13 protein-coding genes are annotated in these 18,148 nt (G+C 67.5%); 8 read left to right on the top strand and 5 right to left on the bottom strand.

What is annotated here, in order from left to right; genetic code table 11:
• Positions 1-2: 2 nt before the first annotated feature.
• A complete protein-coding gene (gene eccD / locus GV126_RS23980) occupies positions 3-1,469 on the bottom strand; it encodes a type VII secretion integral membrane protein EccD (protein ID WP_185947876.1) in 1,467 nt (488 codons plus the stop codon).
• 162 nt (positions 1,470-1,631) lie between these two features.
• On the opposite strand from eccD, the gene eccCa reads away from it, so the two are divergent.
• The 7 genes from eccCa to GV126_RS23945 all read left to right on the top strand — a co-directional run bounded on the left by eccCa (position 1,632) and on the right by GV126_RS23945 (position 12,612).
• Positions 1,632-5,594, top strand: coding sequence for a type VII secretion protein EccCa (gene eccCa, locus GV126_RS23975; RefSeq protein ID WP_159670371.1), 3,963 nt, complete (start codon positions 1,632-1,634; stop codon positions 5,592-5,594).
• Positions 5,595-5,663: 69 nt separating this feature from the next.
• Complete coding sequence (locus GV126_RS23970) at positions 5,664-6,167, top strand: DUF2563 family protein (protein WP_159670368.1); 504 nt, start codon at positions 5,664-5,666, stop codon at positions 6,165-6,167.
• Positions 6,167-7,729, top strand: a complete 1,563-nt coding sequence (locus GV126_RS23965; protein ID WP_159670365.1) for a hypothetical protein — start codon at positions 6,167-6,169, stop codon at positions 7,727-7,729. Before GV126_RS23970 ends, GV126_RS23965 begins: the two co-directional genes overlap by 1 nt.
• Positions 7,730-7,758: 29 nt before the next feature.
• Positions 7,759-9,180, top strand: coding sequence for a type VII secretion-associated serine protease mycosin (gene mycP / locus GV126_RS23960; protein ID WP_159670362.1), 1,422 nt, complete (start codon positions 7,759-7,761; stop codon positions 9,178-9,180).
• A 51-nt stretch (positions 9,181-9,231) separates the two neighbouring features.
• Positions 9,232-9,666 carry a hypothetical protein gene (locus GV126_RS23955; RefSeq protein WP_159670359.1) on the top strand — a complete coding sequence of 145 codons (435 nt, stop codon included), beginning with the start codon at positions 9,232-9,234 and terminating at the stop codon, positions 9,664-9,666.
• A gap of 10 nt (positions 9,667-9,676) precedes the next feature.
• A complete protein-coding gene (locus GV126_RS23950; RefSeq protein WP_159670356.1) occupies positions 9,677-11,935 on the top strand; it encodes a DUF6571 family protein in 2,259 nt (752 codons plus the stop codon).
• Positions 11,936-11,946: 11 nt separating this feature from the next.
• Entirely contained in the window at positions 11,947-12,612 is a 666-nt protein-coding gene (locus GV126_RS23945; protein WP_159670353.1) for a hypothetical protein, read from the top strand.
• A 257-nt stretch (positions 12,613-12,869) separates the two neighbouring features.
• Here GV126_RS23945 and GV126_RS23940 read toward each other — a convergent pair whose 3' ends face one another.
• From GV126_RS23940 to eccB, 4 genes are all read right to left on the bottom strand, one after another.
• On the bottom strand, positions 12,870-13,181 hold the full coding sequence (locus tag GV126_RS23940) for a WXG100 family type VII secretion target (protein ID WP_159670350.1): 312 nt from the start codon (positions 13,179-13,181) through the stop codon (positions 12,870-12,872).
• A 31-nt stretch (positions 13,182-13,212) separates the two neighbouring features.
• A complete protein-coding gene (locus tag GV126_RS23935; RefSeq protein WP_159670347.1) occupies positions 13,213-13,545 on the bottom strand; it encodes a WXG100 family type VII secretion target in 333 nt (110 codons plus the stop codon).
• A 267-nt stretch (positions 13,546-13,812) separates the two neighbouring features.
• Positions 13,813-15,057 carry a type VII secretion-associated serine protease mycosin gene (gene mycP / locus GV126_RS23930; protein ID WP_159670344.1) on the bottom strand — a complete coding sequence of 415 codons (1,245 nt, stop codon included), beginning with the start codon at positions 15,055-15,057 and terminating at the stop codon, positions 13,813-13,815.
• 12 nt (positions 15,058-15,069) lie between these two features.
• Positions 15,070-16,593: a type VII secretion protein EccB gene (eccB, locus tag GV126_RS23925; protein WP_159670341.1), complete on the bottom strand. Its 1,524-nt coding sequence runs from the start codon at positions 16,591-16,593 to the stop codon at positions 15,070-15,072.
• 192 nt (positions 16,594-16,785) lie between these two features.
• On the opposite strand from eccB, the gene eccE reads away from it, so the two are divergent.
• Entirely contained in the window at positions 16,786-18,120 is a 1,335-nt protein-coding gene (eccE, locus tag GV126_RS23920; protein ID WP_159670338.1) for a type VII secretion protein EccE, read from the top strand.
• The last annotated feature ends 28 nt before the right edge of the window (positions 18,121-18,148 follow it).

Raw genomic sequence — 18,148 nt, 5'->3', positions numbered from 1 at the left:
GGTCAGCTGGTCATGGACCGGACGTTCGCGTACACGTCGAGCACGGCCAGGGCCAGCGGTACCAAGGTGAGCAGGACGAAGCTCTCGGCGATCTCCATGAAGCGTCCCCAGAAGGGGCTCAGCCCGCTGCGCGGCACGATCAGGCCGATCGCGGTGATCAGCAGCGCTCCCGCGATGATCGCCGCGGTGAGCCAGATCGTACGCAGGTCCAGGGTGCCCCGGTCGCCGTGCAGGACGAAGTCGGTGAGGGCACCGTCCGGCGGGTTCAGGGCCAGTCCGAGCAGCAGCAGCGCGACGGCGGCGAATCCGGAGACCAGGACGCAGGACACCTGAGCGGTGTAGCGGAACAGACGGGCGCGCATCACCATGGCCAGACCCGAGGCGAGGGCCAGGAGTTGTGCCCAGACGTCGTCGGCGAACCCCAAGACGGCAGCGGAGGCGACGACCACGGCGGCGGTGCCGCCGACCAGGCCCAGCAGCATCTCGTGGCCGCGCCGGGCCTGGGCTGCGATCCGTTCGGCGTCCAGGGCGTCGGCGTCCCGGCGTGCGGAGTCCGGGTCGAATTCCTCATGGGTGGTCGACCGCGGCGGCGCGTAGCCGATGGGCAGGCGGGCGAAGCGGCTGGACAGCGCCGGCAGAAAGGCGACCAGGCCGATCGCGATCGGGGCGCACACAGCGGCGGTCTCGGTGGCCGACGCTCCCGTGAGGATCTCCGCGAAACCGGCCAGCGTGCCGGCCGCCGCCGCGAAGGAGGCCGCCACGAACGGCGCGTCACCGGCGGGCGTGAGCGCGACCAGCGCCACCGAGGCGACCAGGACGGCCGCGCAGCCCAGCATGAACTGGAGTGCGCCCGGCCCCTGCCCGGACGCCGGGCCGACAATGCCGCAGCCGGCGATCAGCAGCAGCGGCAACGCGCCGAGGCCGACCGCGACGGCGGCGGCCCGGTCGGCGTACACGCGCGCCCGCACGCCCGCGAACGCGGTCAGCAGCACGCCCAGACCGCCTGCGACGACCCCGGGCAGTCCGTGCATGTCGTGGCGGACCGGATCGGCGTACCACAGGACGAAGCCGCACAGCAGCAACAGCAGCGCGCCACCGGCCAGCCCGGCCGCGCGCAGCAGGTCGTCGCTCCACAGGTGCCGGTCGCGTACGACGGCGGAGGCGACGGCGTCCACCACGTCGTCGTGGACGGCCGGCGGCAGCGACTCGCCGAACGGCCGGAGGCTGAGCACCTCTCCGTCGAGAACCCGCTCGTCCGCCAGCGTGCGGGCGCCGTCGAGCACACGGCCGTCGCGGCGCACCAGGTGGTATCCGGTCGGCGTGCCGACCGCCTGGGTCTGGCCGGTGAGGCGCAGGATCTCCGGGTAGACGTCGGCGACCGCGATGTCGACCGGAAGCGCCACGTCGATACGGCTGTCGGGCGCCACAACGGTGACTCTGCAGAATCCGGTCGCCGCGGTCGTACTCACCTTCACTGACCCCCTGTTCGCGGATGCGCACGCTGCGGGCGTCACCCTACCGGCAGCCGATGTCGGTGCTGACAAGTAGGATCGCCGCCAAGCGGGAAACGACCGTCGCCACGGGGGTGCCGGTGTTCAACCGATCGTCCGTATAGGGGGATTGATGCTCCGGTGAGCCAGATCGTCATCAAGCGCCCGCCTCGCACGCTGCCACCCGAAGTTCCCGTGGATGAGCTGCAATTGGAGGCTCCTCCCGAGCTGCCGCGCGGTCAGCAGGAGAGCATGCTGATGCAGGTCCTGCCCACGCTCGGGATGGGCTCGTCGGTGGTGTTCTACTTCGCGTCCCCCAACGCCCACCCCTTCATGCGAATCATGGGCGTGGTGATGCTCGTGTCCACCGCGGCGATGGTCGTCTCCCAGATCGTCCGCTACCGCCGCGGTACGCAAGGGCAAATGGCCGATGTTCGCCGCGACTACCTGCGCTATCTGGCGCAGACCCGCCGCGTGGTCCGCAGAACCGCGCTGCGTCAACGCGATGCGCAGTGGTATCTGCACCCCGCGCCCGACCAGCTGTGGTCGATCGTCGCCGAGGGCAGCCGGGTGTGGGAACGCCGCGCCGGGGACGAGGACTTCGGTCAGGTACGGATCGGCTTGGGTCCGCAGCAGCTGGCCACCCCGCTGGTGGCACCGCAAACGGCGCCCGTGGACGAACTCGAACCGTTGTGCGCGGGGGCGATGCAGCGATTCCTGGCGGTGCACGGCCAGGTGGACGGTCTGCCGGTGGCGCTGTCCCTGCGGGCCTTCTACCACGTGACCGTCTCCGGCGCTGCGGACAGCGCCCAGTCGGCGGCGCGGGCGCTGGTGGCCCAGGCCGTCACCCTGCACTCCCCCGACGACCTGATCGTCGCCGTGGTGACCTCACCGGGAGCCCTGGCCCGATGGGACTGGACGAAGTGGCTGCCGCACTGCCAGTTGCCCGGGCAGTTCGACGGAGCGGGCACCCGTCGCCTCTTCGGTGACGACCTGGGCGAACTGGAGCAGTTGCTGGCCGGCCGCCTGGAGAACCGGCCACGCTTCAGCCGGGACGCCCAGCCGCTGCTGGACCAGCCGCACATCCTGGTGGTCCTGGACGGCGGCATCGTGCCTCCGACCTCGGCGTTCGCGGCCGTCGAGGGCCTGCAAGGGGTGACGATCGTCGAGGTAGTCTCCGGTGACCTGGACCAGCCGCGCGGCGACCTGTCGATCGTCGTCCACCCCGAGCGGCTGCGACTGGACTCCGGGGGCGACATCGCCTACGAAGGCGTGCCCGACGGGCTGTCGCTGCCCGCGGCCGAGGCTCTGGCCCGGCAGCTCGCCCCGCTGCGTATGGGCGGCGGGGACGGCGACGAGCCGCTGCTGGCCAACCTGGACTTCACCGATCTTCTGGGGCTCGGCGACGCCGCCTCCGTGGACGTCGCGCGCACCTGGCGGCCGCGTTCCGTGCCGGAACGGCTGCGCGTGCCGATCGGCGTCGGCGAGAACGGCCAGCCGGTGATGCTGGACCTGAAGGAGGCGGCGCAGGACGGCATGGGCCCGCACGGCCTGTGCGTGGGTGCCACTGGATCCGGCAAGTCGGAGCTGCTGCGCACCCTGGTGCTGGGCCTGGCGGTCACGCACTCCTCGGAGACGCTGAACTTCGTCCTCGCCGACTTCAAGGGCGGTGCGACGTTCGCCGGCATGTCGCACATGCCGCACGTGGCCGCCGTGATCACCAACCTCGCGGACGACCTGACCCTGGTCGACCGGATGGGCGATGCGATCCGCGGTGAACTGCAGCGGCGTCAGCAGCTGTTGCACGCGGCCGGCAACTACGCCAACATCCACGACTACGAGAAGGCCCGTGCCGCCGGCGCCCCTCTGGAGCCGCTCGCCTCGCTCGTCCTGGTGATCGACGAGTTCAGCGAACTGCTGACCGCGAAGCCGGACTTCATCGACATGTTCATCCAGATCGGCCGGATCGGCCGCTCCCTGGGTGTGCACCTGCTGCTGGCCTCGCAGCGGCTGGAGGAGGGCCGCCTGCGCGGCCTGGACACCTACCTGTCGTACCGGATCGGTCTGCGGACCTTCTCGGCCGCCGAGTCCCGCGCGGCCCTGGGCGTTCCGGACGCCTATCACCTGCCCTCCGTCCCCGGCTCCGGGTACCTGAAGTTCGGCACGGACGAGATGGTGCGCTTCAAGGCGGCGTACGTGTCGGGGCCGTACCGTGCCGGAGGCCCCGAGGTGACGCACAGCAGTCAGCCCGTGGAACGTCGGCCTGCCCTCTTCACCGCGCCGTTCGTTCCCGTGGCCCAGGTCTCCGCCGACCCGGCTCAGGGCCGGGTCTCGGCCACCCGCAGGGAGGACGAGGCCCTGGCCGACACGGTGCTGGACGTCATCGTGCAGCGGCTGGAGGGCCAGGGTGTGCCCGCCCACCAGGTGTGGCTGCCCCCGCTGGACCAGGCACCGACGCTGGACCAGCTGCTGCCCGCGCTGTCGGCGTCGCCGGAACGGGGCCTCCAAGCAGCGGAGTACACGCGCCTGGGCGCTCTCACGGTCCCGCTGGGATTGATCGACAAACCCTTCGAGCAGAAACGCGAGGTGCTCTACCGGGACTTCTCGGGCGCGGCCGGTCACATGATGGTGGTGGGCGGTCCGCAGTCCGGCAAGTCGACGTTGCTGCGCACCCTGGTGGCGTCGTTCGCGCTCACGCACACCCCGCACGAGGTGCAGTTCTACTGCCTGGACTTCGGCGGCGGTGGCCTGGCGGCGCTGACGGACCTGCCGCATGTGGGCGGAGTCGCCTCACGTCTGGATCCCGAAAAGGTCCGCCGTACGGTCGCGGAGGTGGCCGGTGTTCTCAACCGCCGCGAGCAGCTGTTCCGGGCGCGTGGCATCGACTCCGTCGCGACGTACCGCCGGCTGCGCGCGGCCGGCGAACTGCCCGGCGAGTCCTGGGGCGACGTGTTCCTGGTGATCGACGGCTGGGGCAACTTCAAGACGGAGTACGAGGGACTCGAGGGCGTCGTCAACGACATCGCCGGCCGCGGTCTCGGCTACGGCATTCACGTCGTCGTCTCCGCCTCGCGCTACATGGAGGTGCGAGCGGCCCTCAAGGACCAGATCCTGGGCCGGCTCGAGCTGCGTCTGGGCGACCCCATGGACTCCGAGTTCGACCGCAAGGTGGCCGTGAACGTGCCAGCCGGCGTACCCGGGCGCGGTCAGGTCCCGGAGAGGCTGCACTTCATGGCGGCGCTGCCGCGCCTGGACTCGTCCTCCTCCCCGGACGACCTCGCGGACGCCACGGCACAGCTCGTCCAGGCGGTGGCGTCCCACTGGCAGGGTCCCCCGGCGCCGACGGTACGTCTCCTGCCGCGCAAGCTGCCGGCCGACCAGCTCCCGAAGGGCTTCGAGTTCCCGCAGCACGGCATCGCCATCGGCATCGACGAAGCGAACCTGGAGCCGGTCTTCATCGACCTGGACACCGACCCGTTCTTCCTCGTCTTCGGCGAGAGCGAGTCGGGCAAGACGAACCTGCTGCGGCTGATCGCCCAGCAGATCGCCGAGCGGTACACCCCCGCCGAGGCCCGCATCGTCGTCGGCGACTACCGGCGCACCATGCTGGAGGCCGTGCCGGAGACACACCTGCTCGAATACGCGCCGATGGCGTCGGCCATGCAGGTCCACATGGACGCGGTGCGCCAGTTCATGGAGATGCGGACGCCGAAGCCGGACATCACCCCGCAGGAGCTGCGCGACCGCAGCTGGTGGAGCGGCCCGCAGCTGTTCGTGATCGTGGACGACTACGAACTGGTGGCCACCGCTTCCGGCAACCCACTGGCGCAGTTGGTGGACCATCTGCCCTTCGCGCGCGACGTGGGGGTCAAGTTCATCATCGCGCGCAGCGCCGCCGGTGCCTCGCGGGCGATGTACGAGTCCTTCATGCAGCGGGTGAAGGAACTGGGCGCGCAGGGCCTGGTCCTGTCCGGCGACCCCAGTGAAGGCGACATCCTCGGCACCGTCCGGGCCCGCCCGATGCCGCCGGGCCGTGGCGTGTTCGTGTCCCGCAAGCGCGGTACGTCGCTGATTCAGGTGGGGTTGCTCACGCAACGCCACTAGAGTGATCGACCAAGTCGCCGCTCCGGCCGACCAGGTGGAGCGGGTGGGTAGAACGGGGAGGAAGCCCAGGTGAGCACGAACGGGGGCGGAAGCTCGAGGGACGTCCCGGACACGGGACGGTCCTTCGACACCTTGTCCGGTGTGAACCCTCAGATGGCGTTGGACATCCAGCACAACGCCATGAAGAGCTTCAAGAAGCGGGTCGACGAACTGCTCATCGAGCTGGACAAGTCGGAGGCGGCACCCGGCAAGGTCGGCCAGGATCGCCTGCCGCGGGCGCAGCTGGGCTCCTCCGACTTCAAAGAAGCACAGTTCCTCTACGACTCCTACACCCTTGTCCATGACGAACTGGAGAACCTCTCCAAGGCGCTGAGCGCCCAGATCGAGGGGATGGGACTCGCGGTGCACGCCTCACGGGTGGGTTACGAAAACCTGGACGAGGACATCAAGGCCCGGATGCGGGCGGTCAACGCGGAAGCGGAGAAGTACTACGTACCCGACCGCGACCCGTACGCACAGCGGCAGCCGGACACATCGGCGGCACCCGGTTCCGACGAGACGAAGGAGTGGTGATGAGCGAGCAGCCGAAGAGGCGACAGCCGCAGCTCGCTCGCACGGACTTCGAGTCCATGACCCACGAGCAACTGGCGGCCATGCTGGCGTCCGCCGACACGGCAGGCGCCTCCCACCTGTCCACCAAACTCGCCAAGGCCGCCTCGACGATCACGAAGATCGGCGACGACCTCATGCAGTACGTCAAGGGCCTGGAATGGCAGGGCGAGGGCGGTGACGCGTTCCGCGACTGGAGCGGTCAGACGGCGAGCGCGACGCTGCGCCTGGGCCAGTACGCCGAGGTCGCCTCCCGCTGGATGGCCACGGTCTCCCAGGCCATCGCCGAGGCGAAGTCCGCGATGCCGGACACGTCGGAGACCACCAAGGCGAAGGCCGACCTGGCCGCGGCCCACAAGACGATCGCGGCGGCCAACGAGCCGGGCGCCCACCACGACCCCGACGCCCGTAAGGCAGCCCAAACGGCCCAGTCGGACGCCACGGCGGCCCAGCACCGCATCGAGGCGGCCCGCGCCGAGGCGATCCAGCAGATGCGGAAGCTGGCGCAGACGTATGAGTATTCGGCGCAGCAGGTGAACGGTGTCACGCCGCCGACGTTTTCGCCGCCGGCCGATAACACAGGCTCAGACAACTGGTGGCGAAACGGAGGGGAACACTTGTCCGTGGGCGGCCCGTCTACGGAGGGGATGGGACCTGATCCCGCGGCGCACGCTTCTGGAGCACGTGACCTGCAGACTCATGCCAGCACCGCCACCACCGCGCACACCGTTTCCCAACGGGTCGGCTCGCACGCTGGGGTTCCTATCGATCAACCTACGCAGCGCACTTCCCTTGACCTTGATGGCACGGAATTGCTGTCACGGTCGTCGGCACCGAGCCCCACCATTCCTACGGCACCGCAGACAGGTATCCCTCATCAGGAGCTGCCCGTGACCGGTCAGCCGTCCCTGTTGCCACCCGCTTTCAGCAGTGGTGGCCCTGTCGGGGGAGGCCGGTACCCCACGCCGCGACTTCCGTCACCCTCCCAAGCCCCGCAGGGGGCCGTACCTGGAGGTAGCGTCGCTGGACGGGCACCCCACTCGCCTCGGGAGTCCGGCATTGTCGGGGGGCGGCCGGTGTCGTCGGGGTCCGGGCGCCCGCAAAACAGCATCGGACGTGGCACAGTCATCGGCAAAGAAGGCGTTCAAGGCCGGACGGGTGTGCCGCGTGGACTCACGGCACAAGGCCCGGCCGCAGGGGGTACGGGCTCCGCCAAGGGCATGGCCTCTGGCCGACGCTTGGCCTCGGAGACGGGTGGAGTCGTAGGAAACCGGCAGATCCAGGCGGGCCGTACCGGTGGACGACCCTTCACACCAGGCGGCTCCGGGCTCGTTCGTCCGTCCTCCAATTCTGCTGCCGCGCCAGGCAGCTCAGTGACCGGCCGTGCGCAGACACCGACTGCATCCCCTCAGTCCCCTGGCTCTCGGGCAGACCGGGAAAAGGGGCAACGACCGGACTACCTGGTTGAGGACGAAGAGACCTGGGTGCGCGGTGACCGGCGATCACTGCCTCCGGTTGTGGATTGAAGCCCGCGATCCCTGACGCAGGAAGGCATATGCGTACCAACAACCGGACGCTGCGGCCCTGGCCGGTAGTATCAGCTGTCCTTGGCATACTGCTGGTCGCAATGGGCGCCACACCCGCTTACGCGGAGTCTGTGCGTGCTCGTCAGTGGCACCTCGCTGCCATGCATGCTGAAGAGATGTGGAAGGTCAGCACCGGCCGGGGCATCACCGTGGCAGTCATCGATTCCGGTGTGGACGACTCTCTGGCCGATCTCAGGGGGCAGGTCCTGGACGGGAAGGACTACTCCGAGCAGCGCGGTGACGAACATACAGATGTGGACGGGCACGGCACCGGGATCGCCGCACTCATAGCGGCCACGGGCGCGCGAGGCCCGGACATCGGCTCCTACGGCCTGGCTCCTGGAGCAAAAATCCTCCCCATCCGCATGCGGTACAACACGGAGGACTACGGTCAAGTCGACACCGGAGCTGAATTCTCCCGGGTTTTGAGCAAGGCGATTCGATACGCCGCCGACAGTCAAGCTCAGATCATCAATATGTCGCTGGGCAACTCGGACTCACCGGGCCGGCGCAACGTGGGAACCCCTGAACTAGCCTCCGCGGTCAGATATGCCCTAGCGAAAGGCAAGTTGTTGTTCGCGGCTGTGGGCAACAGCGGAGACAAATCGAACTTCCTTGAGTATCCAGCAGCTACCCCAGGCGTCGTAGGCGTCGGGGCTGCCGATGAGAACGCCAAAGTGGCAGCCTTTTCCCAGAGAGGGCCCCAGGTCGACCTGGTGGCCCCGGGTGTGGACATGGTCCATGCCTGCCACGGTGGAAGCGAGGTCTGCAAATCGTACGGGACCAGTGACTCGTCGGCCATCGCTTCCGCCTCCGCAGCCCTCATCTGGTCCAAACACCCCGACTGGACCAACAACCAGGTTCTCCGGGTCATGCTGAACACGGCCAGCAAGCCGGTCGGCGGCGAGAAGCGCAGTGACTACGTCGGCTACGGCGGTGTTCGCCCGCGGGTGGCACTGGAGAACCCGGGGGATCCGGGCCCGCCCGACGTGTACCCGCTCCCCGACCTGGCTGCGGCAGCCTCCGCATCTCCCTCTCCCACCGCCTCCAAGCCCACGGGATCGGCAGGTGAGGCGCGGAACGACGACCGCCCCGAGGCCACGGCCGGCTCACAGAAGAGCGACGCCTCCCACACGTCTCTGTGGATCGGCCTGGGCGTCGCGGCCGCCGCGCTGCTCGGCGCGGCCATCAGCGTCCCGGTGCTCCGCGCACGCCGTCGCAGGTCGACGCCGACCCCGACCGCCCCGCCCATGCCGCCGCCGGCATACCAGCCGTACCAGCACTACGCGAACCCCCCTCAGCAGTACCCGCCCTTCGGTGCGCCCCATGGCCACGTCACCGGCGCGCCGGCCGAGGGCGCACCGCCGCCATACCCAGGGCAACAGCCGTGAGCACGCGGACAGGTAGTCGTTCAGTCACCAGCCACAGCCGGGAGAACCGCAGTGTCGTTCGATGAGATGTGGGGGCAGGCACGCACCAAGGCCGTGGCCCGTCAGCAGAGCAGCATGCAGTTGAACCAGCTCGCCGACGGCAAAGCCGGGGGCGGCGGCGGTCAATCGGATTACACCGTGACCTCGCCCGATCTCAAGGCGGTGGGCAACGATGCTCAGGAGCTGTATCACCACCTTGAGTCGGACGCATTCCATGCGGGCGCTCAGACGGGACAAGCATCCGACGACCTGCAGGCGGACGGCTTCAAGACCGGTTTGGCGCTGTACGACGCATGGGACACGTGGCGCTCACAGGCCGAAGCATTGCTGAGTGCCTGCGCGCACATTCACAACCATCTTGAGGACACGGTCATCACTCACCAGAAGCACGAAGAGATTCTCGTGACCAACTTCTCTGTCGAGCAGCTCGACAAGCACTTCAAGTGAGGCATGCATCATGGTGAGTTTTGACCAGCTCCTCAACGCCCGGCTAGGGAGCCTGAAGAATGCCGTCGACGACTGGTCGGAGACGGTCAAGAAGCTGAAAAGCCTTCAGGAGAAGGCCGAGAACGGGATGCAACGAAAGGCCGAGAAAGCCGACTGGAAGGGCGAGAACGCCGGCATCACCAAGCCGTTCGTCAAGAAGACTGCCAAGGAATTCGGCGACGCCGCCAAGGAAGCCGAAAGTATTCACAGTATCCTTCGCGACGCCCTAGCCGAGTTCACGGCAGCTCAAAAACAGTTGAATGACGTGGTGCATGACGCACCCGCCAAGGGCATCCGCGTCGATTCCAACGGCGCTGTCAGCTACTTGGTGCACCCCGACCATCGAGGCAAGGGCTACAAAGGTCCGGAACCTGAGGAAGCAGACTTCGACAAGGTCCGCGCAGACATCAAGGCAGCGTTGGACAAGGCCAACGATGCCGATGAGATCGCTTCCCGGGCGTTGCGGACGCTCGTCGGCAAGGACGAGACCAACTTCTCCGGGACCGAGTACGACTCACTCAAGCAAGCCGGAAGAGTCCAGGACGCAGAAGACGCCCGAGCCGCTGCGAAGATTGTCGCCAAGGGTGACAGTGCGACGGTTACAGAAATCGACCGCCTCAATAAATACCTGAAGGAAAATAATGGCGATCGGTACTTTGCAGAGAGGTTCGCGTTGGAGGTCGGCGCCAAAGGAACCTTGGATTACTGGGCCGACATGGGTGACCCAAGTGATGGGTCTCGACTGGGAGCGGACCACCCGGAGCGAATCAAGGAACTACAGAAGAACTGGGGCCTGACTCTCGCCAGTGCAACGCATTCCAACAGCCCGGAGATGGCTGCATGGAAAACGGACATGGTCAAGTCCGGCGATGACCTGGTGCGAACGCGCGGGACATCAGTCTACGGCTTCCAGATCATGAGCAACCTGATGCGTAACGGGGAATACGATACGAAGTTCCTCCAGGATTACGGACATGCGGCATTTGCTGCAGAACGCCGCTTGACGCATGAAGGAAGGCTGAAACCGCAGCAGGCATGGGACTCCCCATTGGGAATGCCACCGAAGCTGAACTGGGATGGAAAAGATGTCGGGCAGGATCCCATGGAAGGCTTCATGGAGGCCCTTGGGCACAATCCGCGAGCATCGCAGGAGTTCTTCACCAGCAAGCTGGACCTCACGCCAGATAACACGCACGACCACAAGGACGTGGACGCGTTCAAATATTTCACGCACGACCGGGACTGGCCAGAGGAGAATACCGGCAGTGGCCTGACGAACAAGTACGGCTACGAAAGCCTTGGACATGCACTGGAGTCGGCGACTCTTGGGCACGCCTACGACGACCCCTCACCCAAACTCGCTCGTAATGACGATGCCGCCAAGGTGATGGAAAAGGTCGTAGCAGCGTACAGTGATCCTGAGTTGCTGAAGAAGCAGGAAGTCCTGTCCGACAGTATCGGACGGATGGCGGCTGGTTACATTGACGACATCAACTGGGCTCTCAATGAGAATCGATCCGACAGCATGTTCGCGCCCGGTGCTGGAGCACACGGGCACGCCGAGTTCGGTATGGATGGCGCCCGTAAATTCCTCAGCGCACTAGGACAGCACCCCGACGCCTACTCGGAAGTCGCCACCGCCGAACGTGTCTATACATCGTCGGCAATGGATGGCCAGGTGAACTCCCATGGCCACATCAATGAGCCCGGCGTTCGTGAAGCGTTGCGAACCGGTGCTGAGGTCCAAGGCATGCTGGACCAGTCCCGAGCCGATCAAGTGGAAGCCGAGGGGCTGCAAAAAGACAAGGAATACAACGAAGCCCTTCAGAAACGAGCATCCTGGGTTCAGTTCGGCGTAGGAGTAGGCATTGCAACTGGTGCAGCTTTCCTCCCGGCCACGGCGGCAGTAGGCGTCGCCGGCACCCTGATCCCGCTCGCCACCGACCAAGGAAAGGCATTCGTGCAACAGGTCATGGGGAACTTTGTCGGTGACTGGGCGGAATCAGATCAGAGGGACAGCGCAGACGATATTCAGAAGCAGCGCAGCCAGATTTTCAAGACTGGCGAATTCAACGCCGGTTATCCAATGACACAATTCCTGGCTCAGCATCACATCAACCCAGACGAAAGCAACTTTGCACAGGATCTGGAGACCGACATGATCGCTGGCTACGGAAAGGGAACCGATCGCGAGAACCAGCAGGGAGTTCGCCCTCAAACCGGAGACTGAAAAGGAAAAAGATGCTGCTCTCTCGTACCGCGACCAAAGCCTTGGCGTTGGCATTGGTTGCCGCTTCCAGTATTTCTGCATGCCAAGCCGGGAGTAGTAAAAAGCCCCAAGCCGACAAGACGAGCCAAAGCAACTGCAGCGGTTCTCTCAACAGCGCTGCAACAAAAGCTGTAGCGAATCTATTGGACACCGAGGACTATACGACGTCCTCGGTGCATGATGGGGTCGATGGGGCAGCAAAACAGATCGTGTCCGAGTACCGGACGCATGGAGTCACTCAAGGAAACAAGGTAGGCGTCTGCTGGATCTACGGTTCACAGAAAGACCTGAGCGATATCACTGTTTCCTTTTCTTTCCAAACTGAAGTCCCAAACAGCAACAGGGTTTCTTCAAACTTCACCACCTACAAGATGGGTTCACTAGCCCTGGCCAACTCCAGACAGGCAGTGATTTACATAAGGTGCTCGAGTGTGAAGTTTGCATCCAATGGAACTCGAGAGACCCTTGTTCTGCGCGGCGAAGCAACCAACAGATACGAGCCGGACGGTGCGTCCTCGGCGTTGCAGAAGGAGAACCTCACCGTAATCCACTCAGTAAGTGCTGCCGTAGCAAAGGCTCTGGGCTGCGAGGGGGGCGCGGGACTTCCCAGCAATTTCACAATGCCCGCACGGGCCTGACGCCTCAAAATTGCCTTTTCGGCTTGGTCAGGGTTGGTCTGCGAGTTTCTGTTTCGGATATGGCAAGGGCGCGGAACCGGTGCGGAGCGCCCGTGCAGCAGTGGTCGGCAACAACGCTGCTGTTCCCTCGCGAGAGCGCACGGAAGTCCGCCTGCGCAGTACTGCCTGCTCATGTCGACGCTGTCGTGAGAGACGGAAATCTGACCCGAGGGGGGCGGCGCCGATGCGCCGCCCCCCTCAACCCTGAAGCACGCCGTTCAGCCCATCAGCATGCGGAAGCGGGCCGCGTTGCCCTTGTCCGTGTCCTGGTAGCCGATGACCGAGTCGTCGAGGAGCCTGGCGATGCGGGCCAGCTTCTGGCACATCTGGTCCATCTGCTCGCTGCTGTCCCGCTGGATCTCGCCGTAGGCCGTCTTGGCCTCGCCTTCCCAGGTCTCCGCGACGGCCTTGACGCGGCGCATGAGGGCCTCGAGCTGCTCCGAAAGGCTTTTGGCCGTGGAGCGGACGTCGTTGGCGGCCTGGGTGACTGTGTCGTAGTTGACGGCGGTGCGGTCGGCGCTGAAGCTCATGATGCGGATCTCCCTCGTGGGTGCGGCGGACTCAGGCGAGTTCGGTGATGCGGCTGGTGACCTGGTAGGAGTTGTCGACCTTCCGGATCTCCGAAATGCGCTCCTGCTCCTGGTCCGTGAAGCCGCCGATGCTCGCCCGCATCGCGTCCTCGAGGTCGACCAGGTCGTCCTGGAGCTTCCTGAGGTGCTGGTTCACGCCCTGCTGCACCGTGTCGAACTCCTTGCCCGCCGCGCCCTGCCAGCCGGCCTGGATCATGTCCACGACCCGGTTGAGGGACGTGACCCGCTCGCCCACCTGGTGGTGGAAGTCGCGGATGTCGTTCGCCAGCTTCGTCAGTTCGTGCGCGCTGTGTGCAAGGCTCATGCGCTCTTGCCCTCCTCTGTGAAGCGGCGGTGACTTTCACCAGCCGCTACGGGCTTGCCCGGGCAACTGCCCGGGTTCTCCTGGCGGGCAAGACCTGCTGCGCTCCCGCGCGACGCGTGGCCGCAGCGTCGCACCGCCCCCGTGCTGTCACGCGTGATCAACCGCGTGATACAGAGGTCACTTTACTCACTTGACACTGCCCTTCCAACTGCAAAGTGCGGGCCGTGAGTTAGGGACGAGTCCGAAGGGTCCTCGAGCGTATCACCGCTATCCCCGGAGATGCCGACGCTGCCGGCGGCGCAGGTCCCGCAGGACCACGGCTGCGCCGGTGATCACCGCGACCAAGGTGACGGTGAGGCCCAGGGCGTAGGTGGCGTATCGCTGGTTGCGCTGCTCGGGGGTCTCGGCGAGGGAGAAGCGGGCCACATCGGGCAGTGGTGCCTTGGTCGGGCCGGGATCGGGCGTCGGGGTGGACGGTGGGTCGGTGATGTCCGACTGCTGGACGGCGCGGACCGGGTCGACGACTCCCCAGCCCACGAAGTTGTCATGGCCGTTGACCGACCGTTCGGCGGTCTGTTCGATCTGTGTGACGATCTGGGCGGTGCTCCAGTCGGGGTGCTTCTCTTTGAGGAGGGCCGCGACGCCCGCGACGAACGGGGCGGAGAAGCTGGTGCCGTTGTCGGTGCACTGACCGCCTCCGGGGACGGTGGAGACGATGTCCACGCCCGGGGCGGCGACGCCCACGAAGGTTCCCGCCTGCGAGAAGGAGGCGCGTTCGTTGTTGCGGTCGGAGGAAGCCACCGCCAGGACGCCTGGGAACGCGGCCGGGTAGGTGTTCTTGACCTTGCCGTCCAGGCCGTCGTTGCCCGCGGAGGCGACCACGACGACGTTGTGCTCGATTGCCTTGCGCACGGCTTCGGCGAGGGCGGAGGTGCCCGAGAGGGGTTTGGTGGTGTCCTGGGAGATGTTGATGACGTCGGCGCCCCGGGCGACCGCGTACGTGATCGCCTGGGCCATCGTGTCCGAGTTCCCGCTGTTGTCGGCGTCGTTCTGCCGGATGGGGATGATGGTGGCCTTGGGAGCGAGGCCGACGAAGCCCGTGCCCTTGTGCGGGCGGGCCGCGATGATGCCCGCGACCTTGGTGCCGTGCCCCACCTGGTCGTCGGTCGGGTCGCCGCCCTTGCCCTTGGTGAGGTAGTCGCGGCCCGCGGCCTTGTCGACGGCTCCGGCGAGCTGCGGATTCTTGTCGTCCACGCCTGTGTCGATGACGGCCACGCGCACGCCCTTGCCCTGGTCGGTGCCCTGCCACAGCCGGTCGAGCAGGACGCGCTGCAACGACCAGGGGGTGCCTTTGATCGGGTGGGCGGGGAAGGTGCACTCACCGCTGCCGTCCAGGTGAACGGCGGGTGTCGGCGAGGCCGTGCCCAGGGTGGTCAGCACCACGGCGGCGATCAGCAGGGTTGCCTTCGTCGGCACCACGCGTGCGGCGCTCCTCTTCTTCGTCGGATCCATGAAGGCGGCCGGTCAGGATCCCTGCGGCTGGCGTGCACTGTTGGTGTCGAGGCGTGGCCCTTTGGCCAGCAACTCCGACCAGGCGGCGGGGACGCGGACGGGGCGCACGCTCTGATAACCGAGTTTGACCTGGGCTTCGCTGGGCTCGGGGGTCCCGTCAGAGGTCTTCGTGCCGTTCGCGCCGATCTTCGACGTGCGGCTGTCGCTGTCGCCGTTGGCCTGGACGGCGTACCGCAAGCCGGTGTCGGTCACCAGGAAGAGTGATCCGGCGCCTGTCTCGGTGCCCTGGATCTGGGTGTAGAGCAGGCCGGTGCCCGGCGTGACGTACGTGCTGGTGCCGTCGGCGGTGATCTCGGCGGGGTAGTCGGTGCCGGCCCACGTGCTGAGTGTCGTGGCGTTGTCGTCGGCGACGTCGCGCAGCACGCTGCAGACGGTGTCGCGGCCGGAGGCCGAGCCCACCGAGTTGACCTGCCGGGTGCGCTGCTGCGGCCACTTGGCCGACTGGCCGGCGAACGGTTCGGGGTCGGCGGTGAAGTCCTGCAGGCCCACCGTGCGCGCCTCGCCGTTCATGTTCAGTGCAGCCGTCTGCGGCGAGACGATGAGCAGCCAGGCGGTGAAATCGCTGACGGGCTGCACCTTGCCGGGCAGCACGACGTAGTACTTGGTGCCGTCGCCGGTCTCGGTCTTGAGGACCATGCCGACTCTGTTCTCCTCCGCCGCCAGGTGGCCCGGCACGTGCGCGGGCGAGCCGACACCGGAGGGGAGCCGGGGGAACTTGATCGCGTCGCCCTGGTGCAGGGTGGCGAGCCACTCCTTGGTGACGAGTTGCGGCTTGCGGGGGCCGACGAGGGCGTTCGTCAGCGCGTCGGACTCGGTACCGGTGACGGCGTACGCCGTTCCCCGTGCGTCGACGAGGTAGCGCTCACCGGTGCGGGTCTTGACGTAGAGCACGTCACGCGCACCGAGGCGCTGCGCGCCGTCCGTCTTGGCCGCGTCCCGCTGGGCGAGGACGAACGTCGCCTGCTGCACGGTCTCGCCCTTGCCGCCGGGCTGTTCGCACACGGCCCAGCGCTTGGCCTTGCCGGCCTCGGCGGGGGACGGCAGGCGGTCCGGCGCGTAGGGAATGCCCAGGATGGGGCCGCGCGGCGGCTTGCCCGAGTCCAGGATCTGGTCGCTGACCTGGATGACCTGGTAGTCGGCGCCGTTCATCAGCAGGCGCGCGGAGGCAAGGTTGAGCACCGGGTGCAGCCGGACGGTCTTGCCCGTCTTGAGGACGACGTACCGGGTGGTGGACTGTTTGCCCACGATGACGCGGGTGCCGGGCTTGTCCCAGCCAGGGGGCGCCGTGGGCTGGAACATGCCCCAGGCGCCGAAGGCGGCCAGCGTCAGCGCGCCGGCGACCAGGCTGGGCACCACGGCACGCAGCGGCTTGGGTGCGCCTTCCTCGGAACCGGACGGTGACGGCTGGAGAAACGCCGCGAGCGTACGCTTCTTGGCGAACGTGTAGGCGTTGAGTTCGTCCCGCCGTGATGCCATGACGCCTGTCTCTCCCCGTTGTCCCACGTTGTCCCACCCGCGGGTTCCGTCCCGCCCGGCGATGTCAGACCGGCCCCCTACTATGCATGGTGGCCACGGAAACGTGTGGAGCGGATAGGGTACCGGGGCCTTGCGGAGGCCCAAGTGGGGCCTTTGCCCAGCGTGTTGTGAGCAAAACGGGGAGACGCAGTGATGGCTTCCGGTACGCGGTCGAGACCGCGCGGCCGCTCCCGGGATCGGGGTGCGCAGACCTCGGGGTCCGAACCCGCCCGTCGGGCAACCGGGTCGGCGCCCCGGGGCGAGGCCACCGGGCCACTGCACTTGCGGACGCGCCGGGGACAGGGGGGTTCGTTCCGGCTGCAACGGCTCGTTCTGGTCGAACTCGCTGTCGCCGTAGTGCTGGTGGGGGCGGCGGTCGGGGCTGTCGCTCTGGTACCGGCCGCTGTCCTCGCGGTGGGGCTCGTGTTGTTGGCGTTCGTGCGGCGGCGTGGGCGTTCGCTGCCCGAGTGGCTGGTGGTCGCGCGGGGGTTGCGGGCGCGGCAGCGGCGGGCGGCGGGCCTGGTGGTGCCGGCGGGGATCGAGCCGGGGCTGGCGCCGGTCGTCGAGTGCGAGCCCGGGCTGCGGACCTGTTCCTTCGGCGGGCGGGAGCCGCGGCCGGTGGGGATGGTCGGGGACGGGACGTTCCTGAGCGCCGTGGTGCAGGTGGAGGCGGACGTCACCGCGTTGCGGGCGGAGCGGGGGCGGCAGCCGCTGCCGGTCGCGCTCGTGCGCGACGCGTTGGAGGTGGACGGGATACGGCTGGAGTCGGCGCAGATCGTGCTGCACACGCAGCCCGCGCCGGCGCTGCATCTGCCCCAGCACTCGGTGGCCGTGACCAACTATCTGCCGCTGCAGGAGCAGACCGGTGCCCCGGCGGTCCGTATCGTCTGGATCGCGCTGAAACTCGACCCCGAGCTGTGCCGCGAGGCGGTGGCCGCGCGCGGCGGCGGGCTGGTCGGGGCGCAGAAGTGTCTCGCGCGCGTCGCCGACCACCTGGCCAGCCGGCTCACCGGTGCCGGGTTCCGTACGACCGTGCTCGACGAGGAGGAGCTGACGGCCGCCCTGGCCACCTCGACCTGCGCCAATCCGCTGGTGACCGCCGAGGCCGGGCGGACCGGGACCCGGGAGCGGCGGACCGAGGAGTCCGGGCGCAGCTGGCGGTGCGACAACCGCCGGCACACCACCTACTGGGTACGGCGCTGGCCCCAAGTCGGCGGCTCTGGAGCATCGTTGGCCCAGTTGGTGGGCGTGCTGACCAGTGTGCCCGCGCTGGCTACGACGTTCAGTCTGACGCTGTGGCGCGGGGAGCGGCAGGAGACGGCGCTGTGCGGGCACGTGCGCGTGACCGGGCGCAGCGACGACGAACTGGTGGCCGCCCGGCGCGCCCTGCAGGACGCCGCACGGCGGGCCGGCGCGCAACTCGCCCGTCTCGACCGGGAACAGGTGCCCGGCATGCTCGCCACTCTGCCCCTGGGAGGCGCCCGGTGACCACCCTGCCGCCCACGCCCCCCACACC

Source organism: Streptomyces mexicanus (assembly GCF_902506575.1).
In the GTDB taxonomy this organism is placed as follows: domain Bacteria; phylum Actinomycetota; class Actinomycetes; order Streptomycetales; family Streptomycetaceae; genus Streptomyces; species Streptomyces mexicanus.
Note: the sequence above shows the minus strand (reverse complement) of the source record. Positions and strands in the feature narration are given on the sequence as shown.

What these genes read in the sequence shown, in the direction of transcription:
- mycP (WP_159670362.1), top strand. Translation starts at nt 7,759, where the DNA reads ATGCGTACCAACAACCGGACGCTGCGGCCCTGGCCGGTAGTATCAGCT.
- GV126_RS23940 (WP_159670350.1), bottom strand. Translation starts at nt 13,181, where the DNA reads ATGAGCTTCAGCGCCGACCGCACCGCCGTCAACTACGACACAGTCACC.
- eccB (WP_159670341.1), bottom strand. Translation starts at nt 16,593, where the DNA reads ATGGCATCACGGCGGGACGAACTCAACGCCTACACGTTCGCCAAGAAG.
- GV126_RS23945 (WP_159670353.1), top strand. Translation starts at nt 11,947, where the DNA reads ATGCTGCTCTCTCGTACCGCGACCAAAGCCTTGGCGTTGGCATTGGTT.
- GV126_RS23935 (WP_159670347.1), bottom strand. Translation starts at nt 13,545, where the DNA reads ATGAGCCTTGCACACAGCGCGCACGAACTGACGAAGCTGGCGAACGAC.
- GV126_RS23950 (WP_159670356.1), top strand. Translation starts at nt 9,677, where the DNA reads ATGGTGAGTTTTGACCAGCTCCTCAACGCCCGGCTAGGGAGCCTGAAG.
- GV126_RS23965 (WP_159670365.1), top strand. Translation starts at nt 6,167, where the DNA reads ATGAGCGAGCAGCCGAAGAGGCGACAGCCGCAGCTCGCTCGCACGGAC.
- mycP (WP_159670344.1), bottom strand. Translation starts at nt 15,057, where the DNA reads ATGGATCCGACGAAGAAGAGGAGCGCCGCACGCGTGGTGCCGACGAAG.
- eccE (WP_159670338.1), top strand. Translation starts at nt 16,786, where the DNA reads ATGGCTTCCGGTACGCGGTCGAGACCGCGCGGCCGCTCCCGGGATCGG.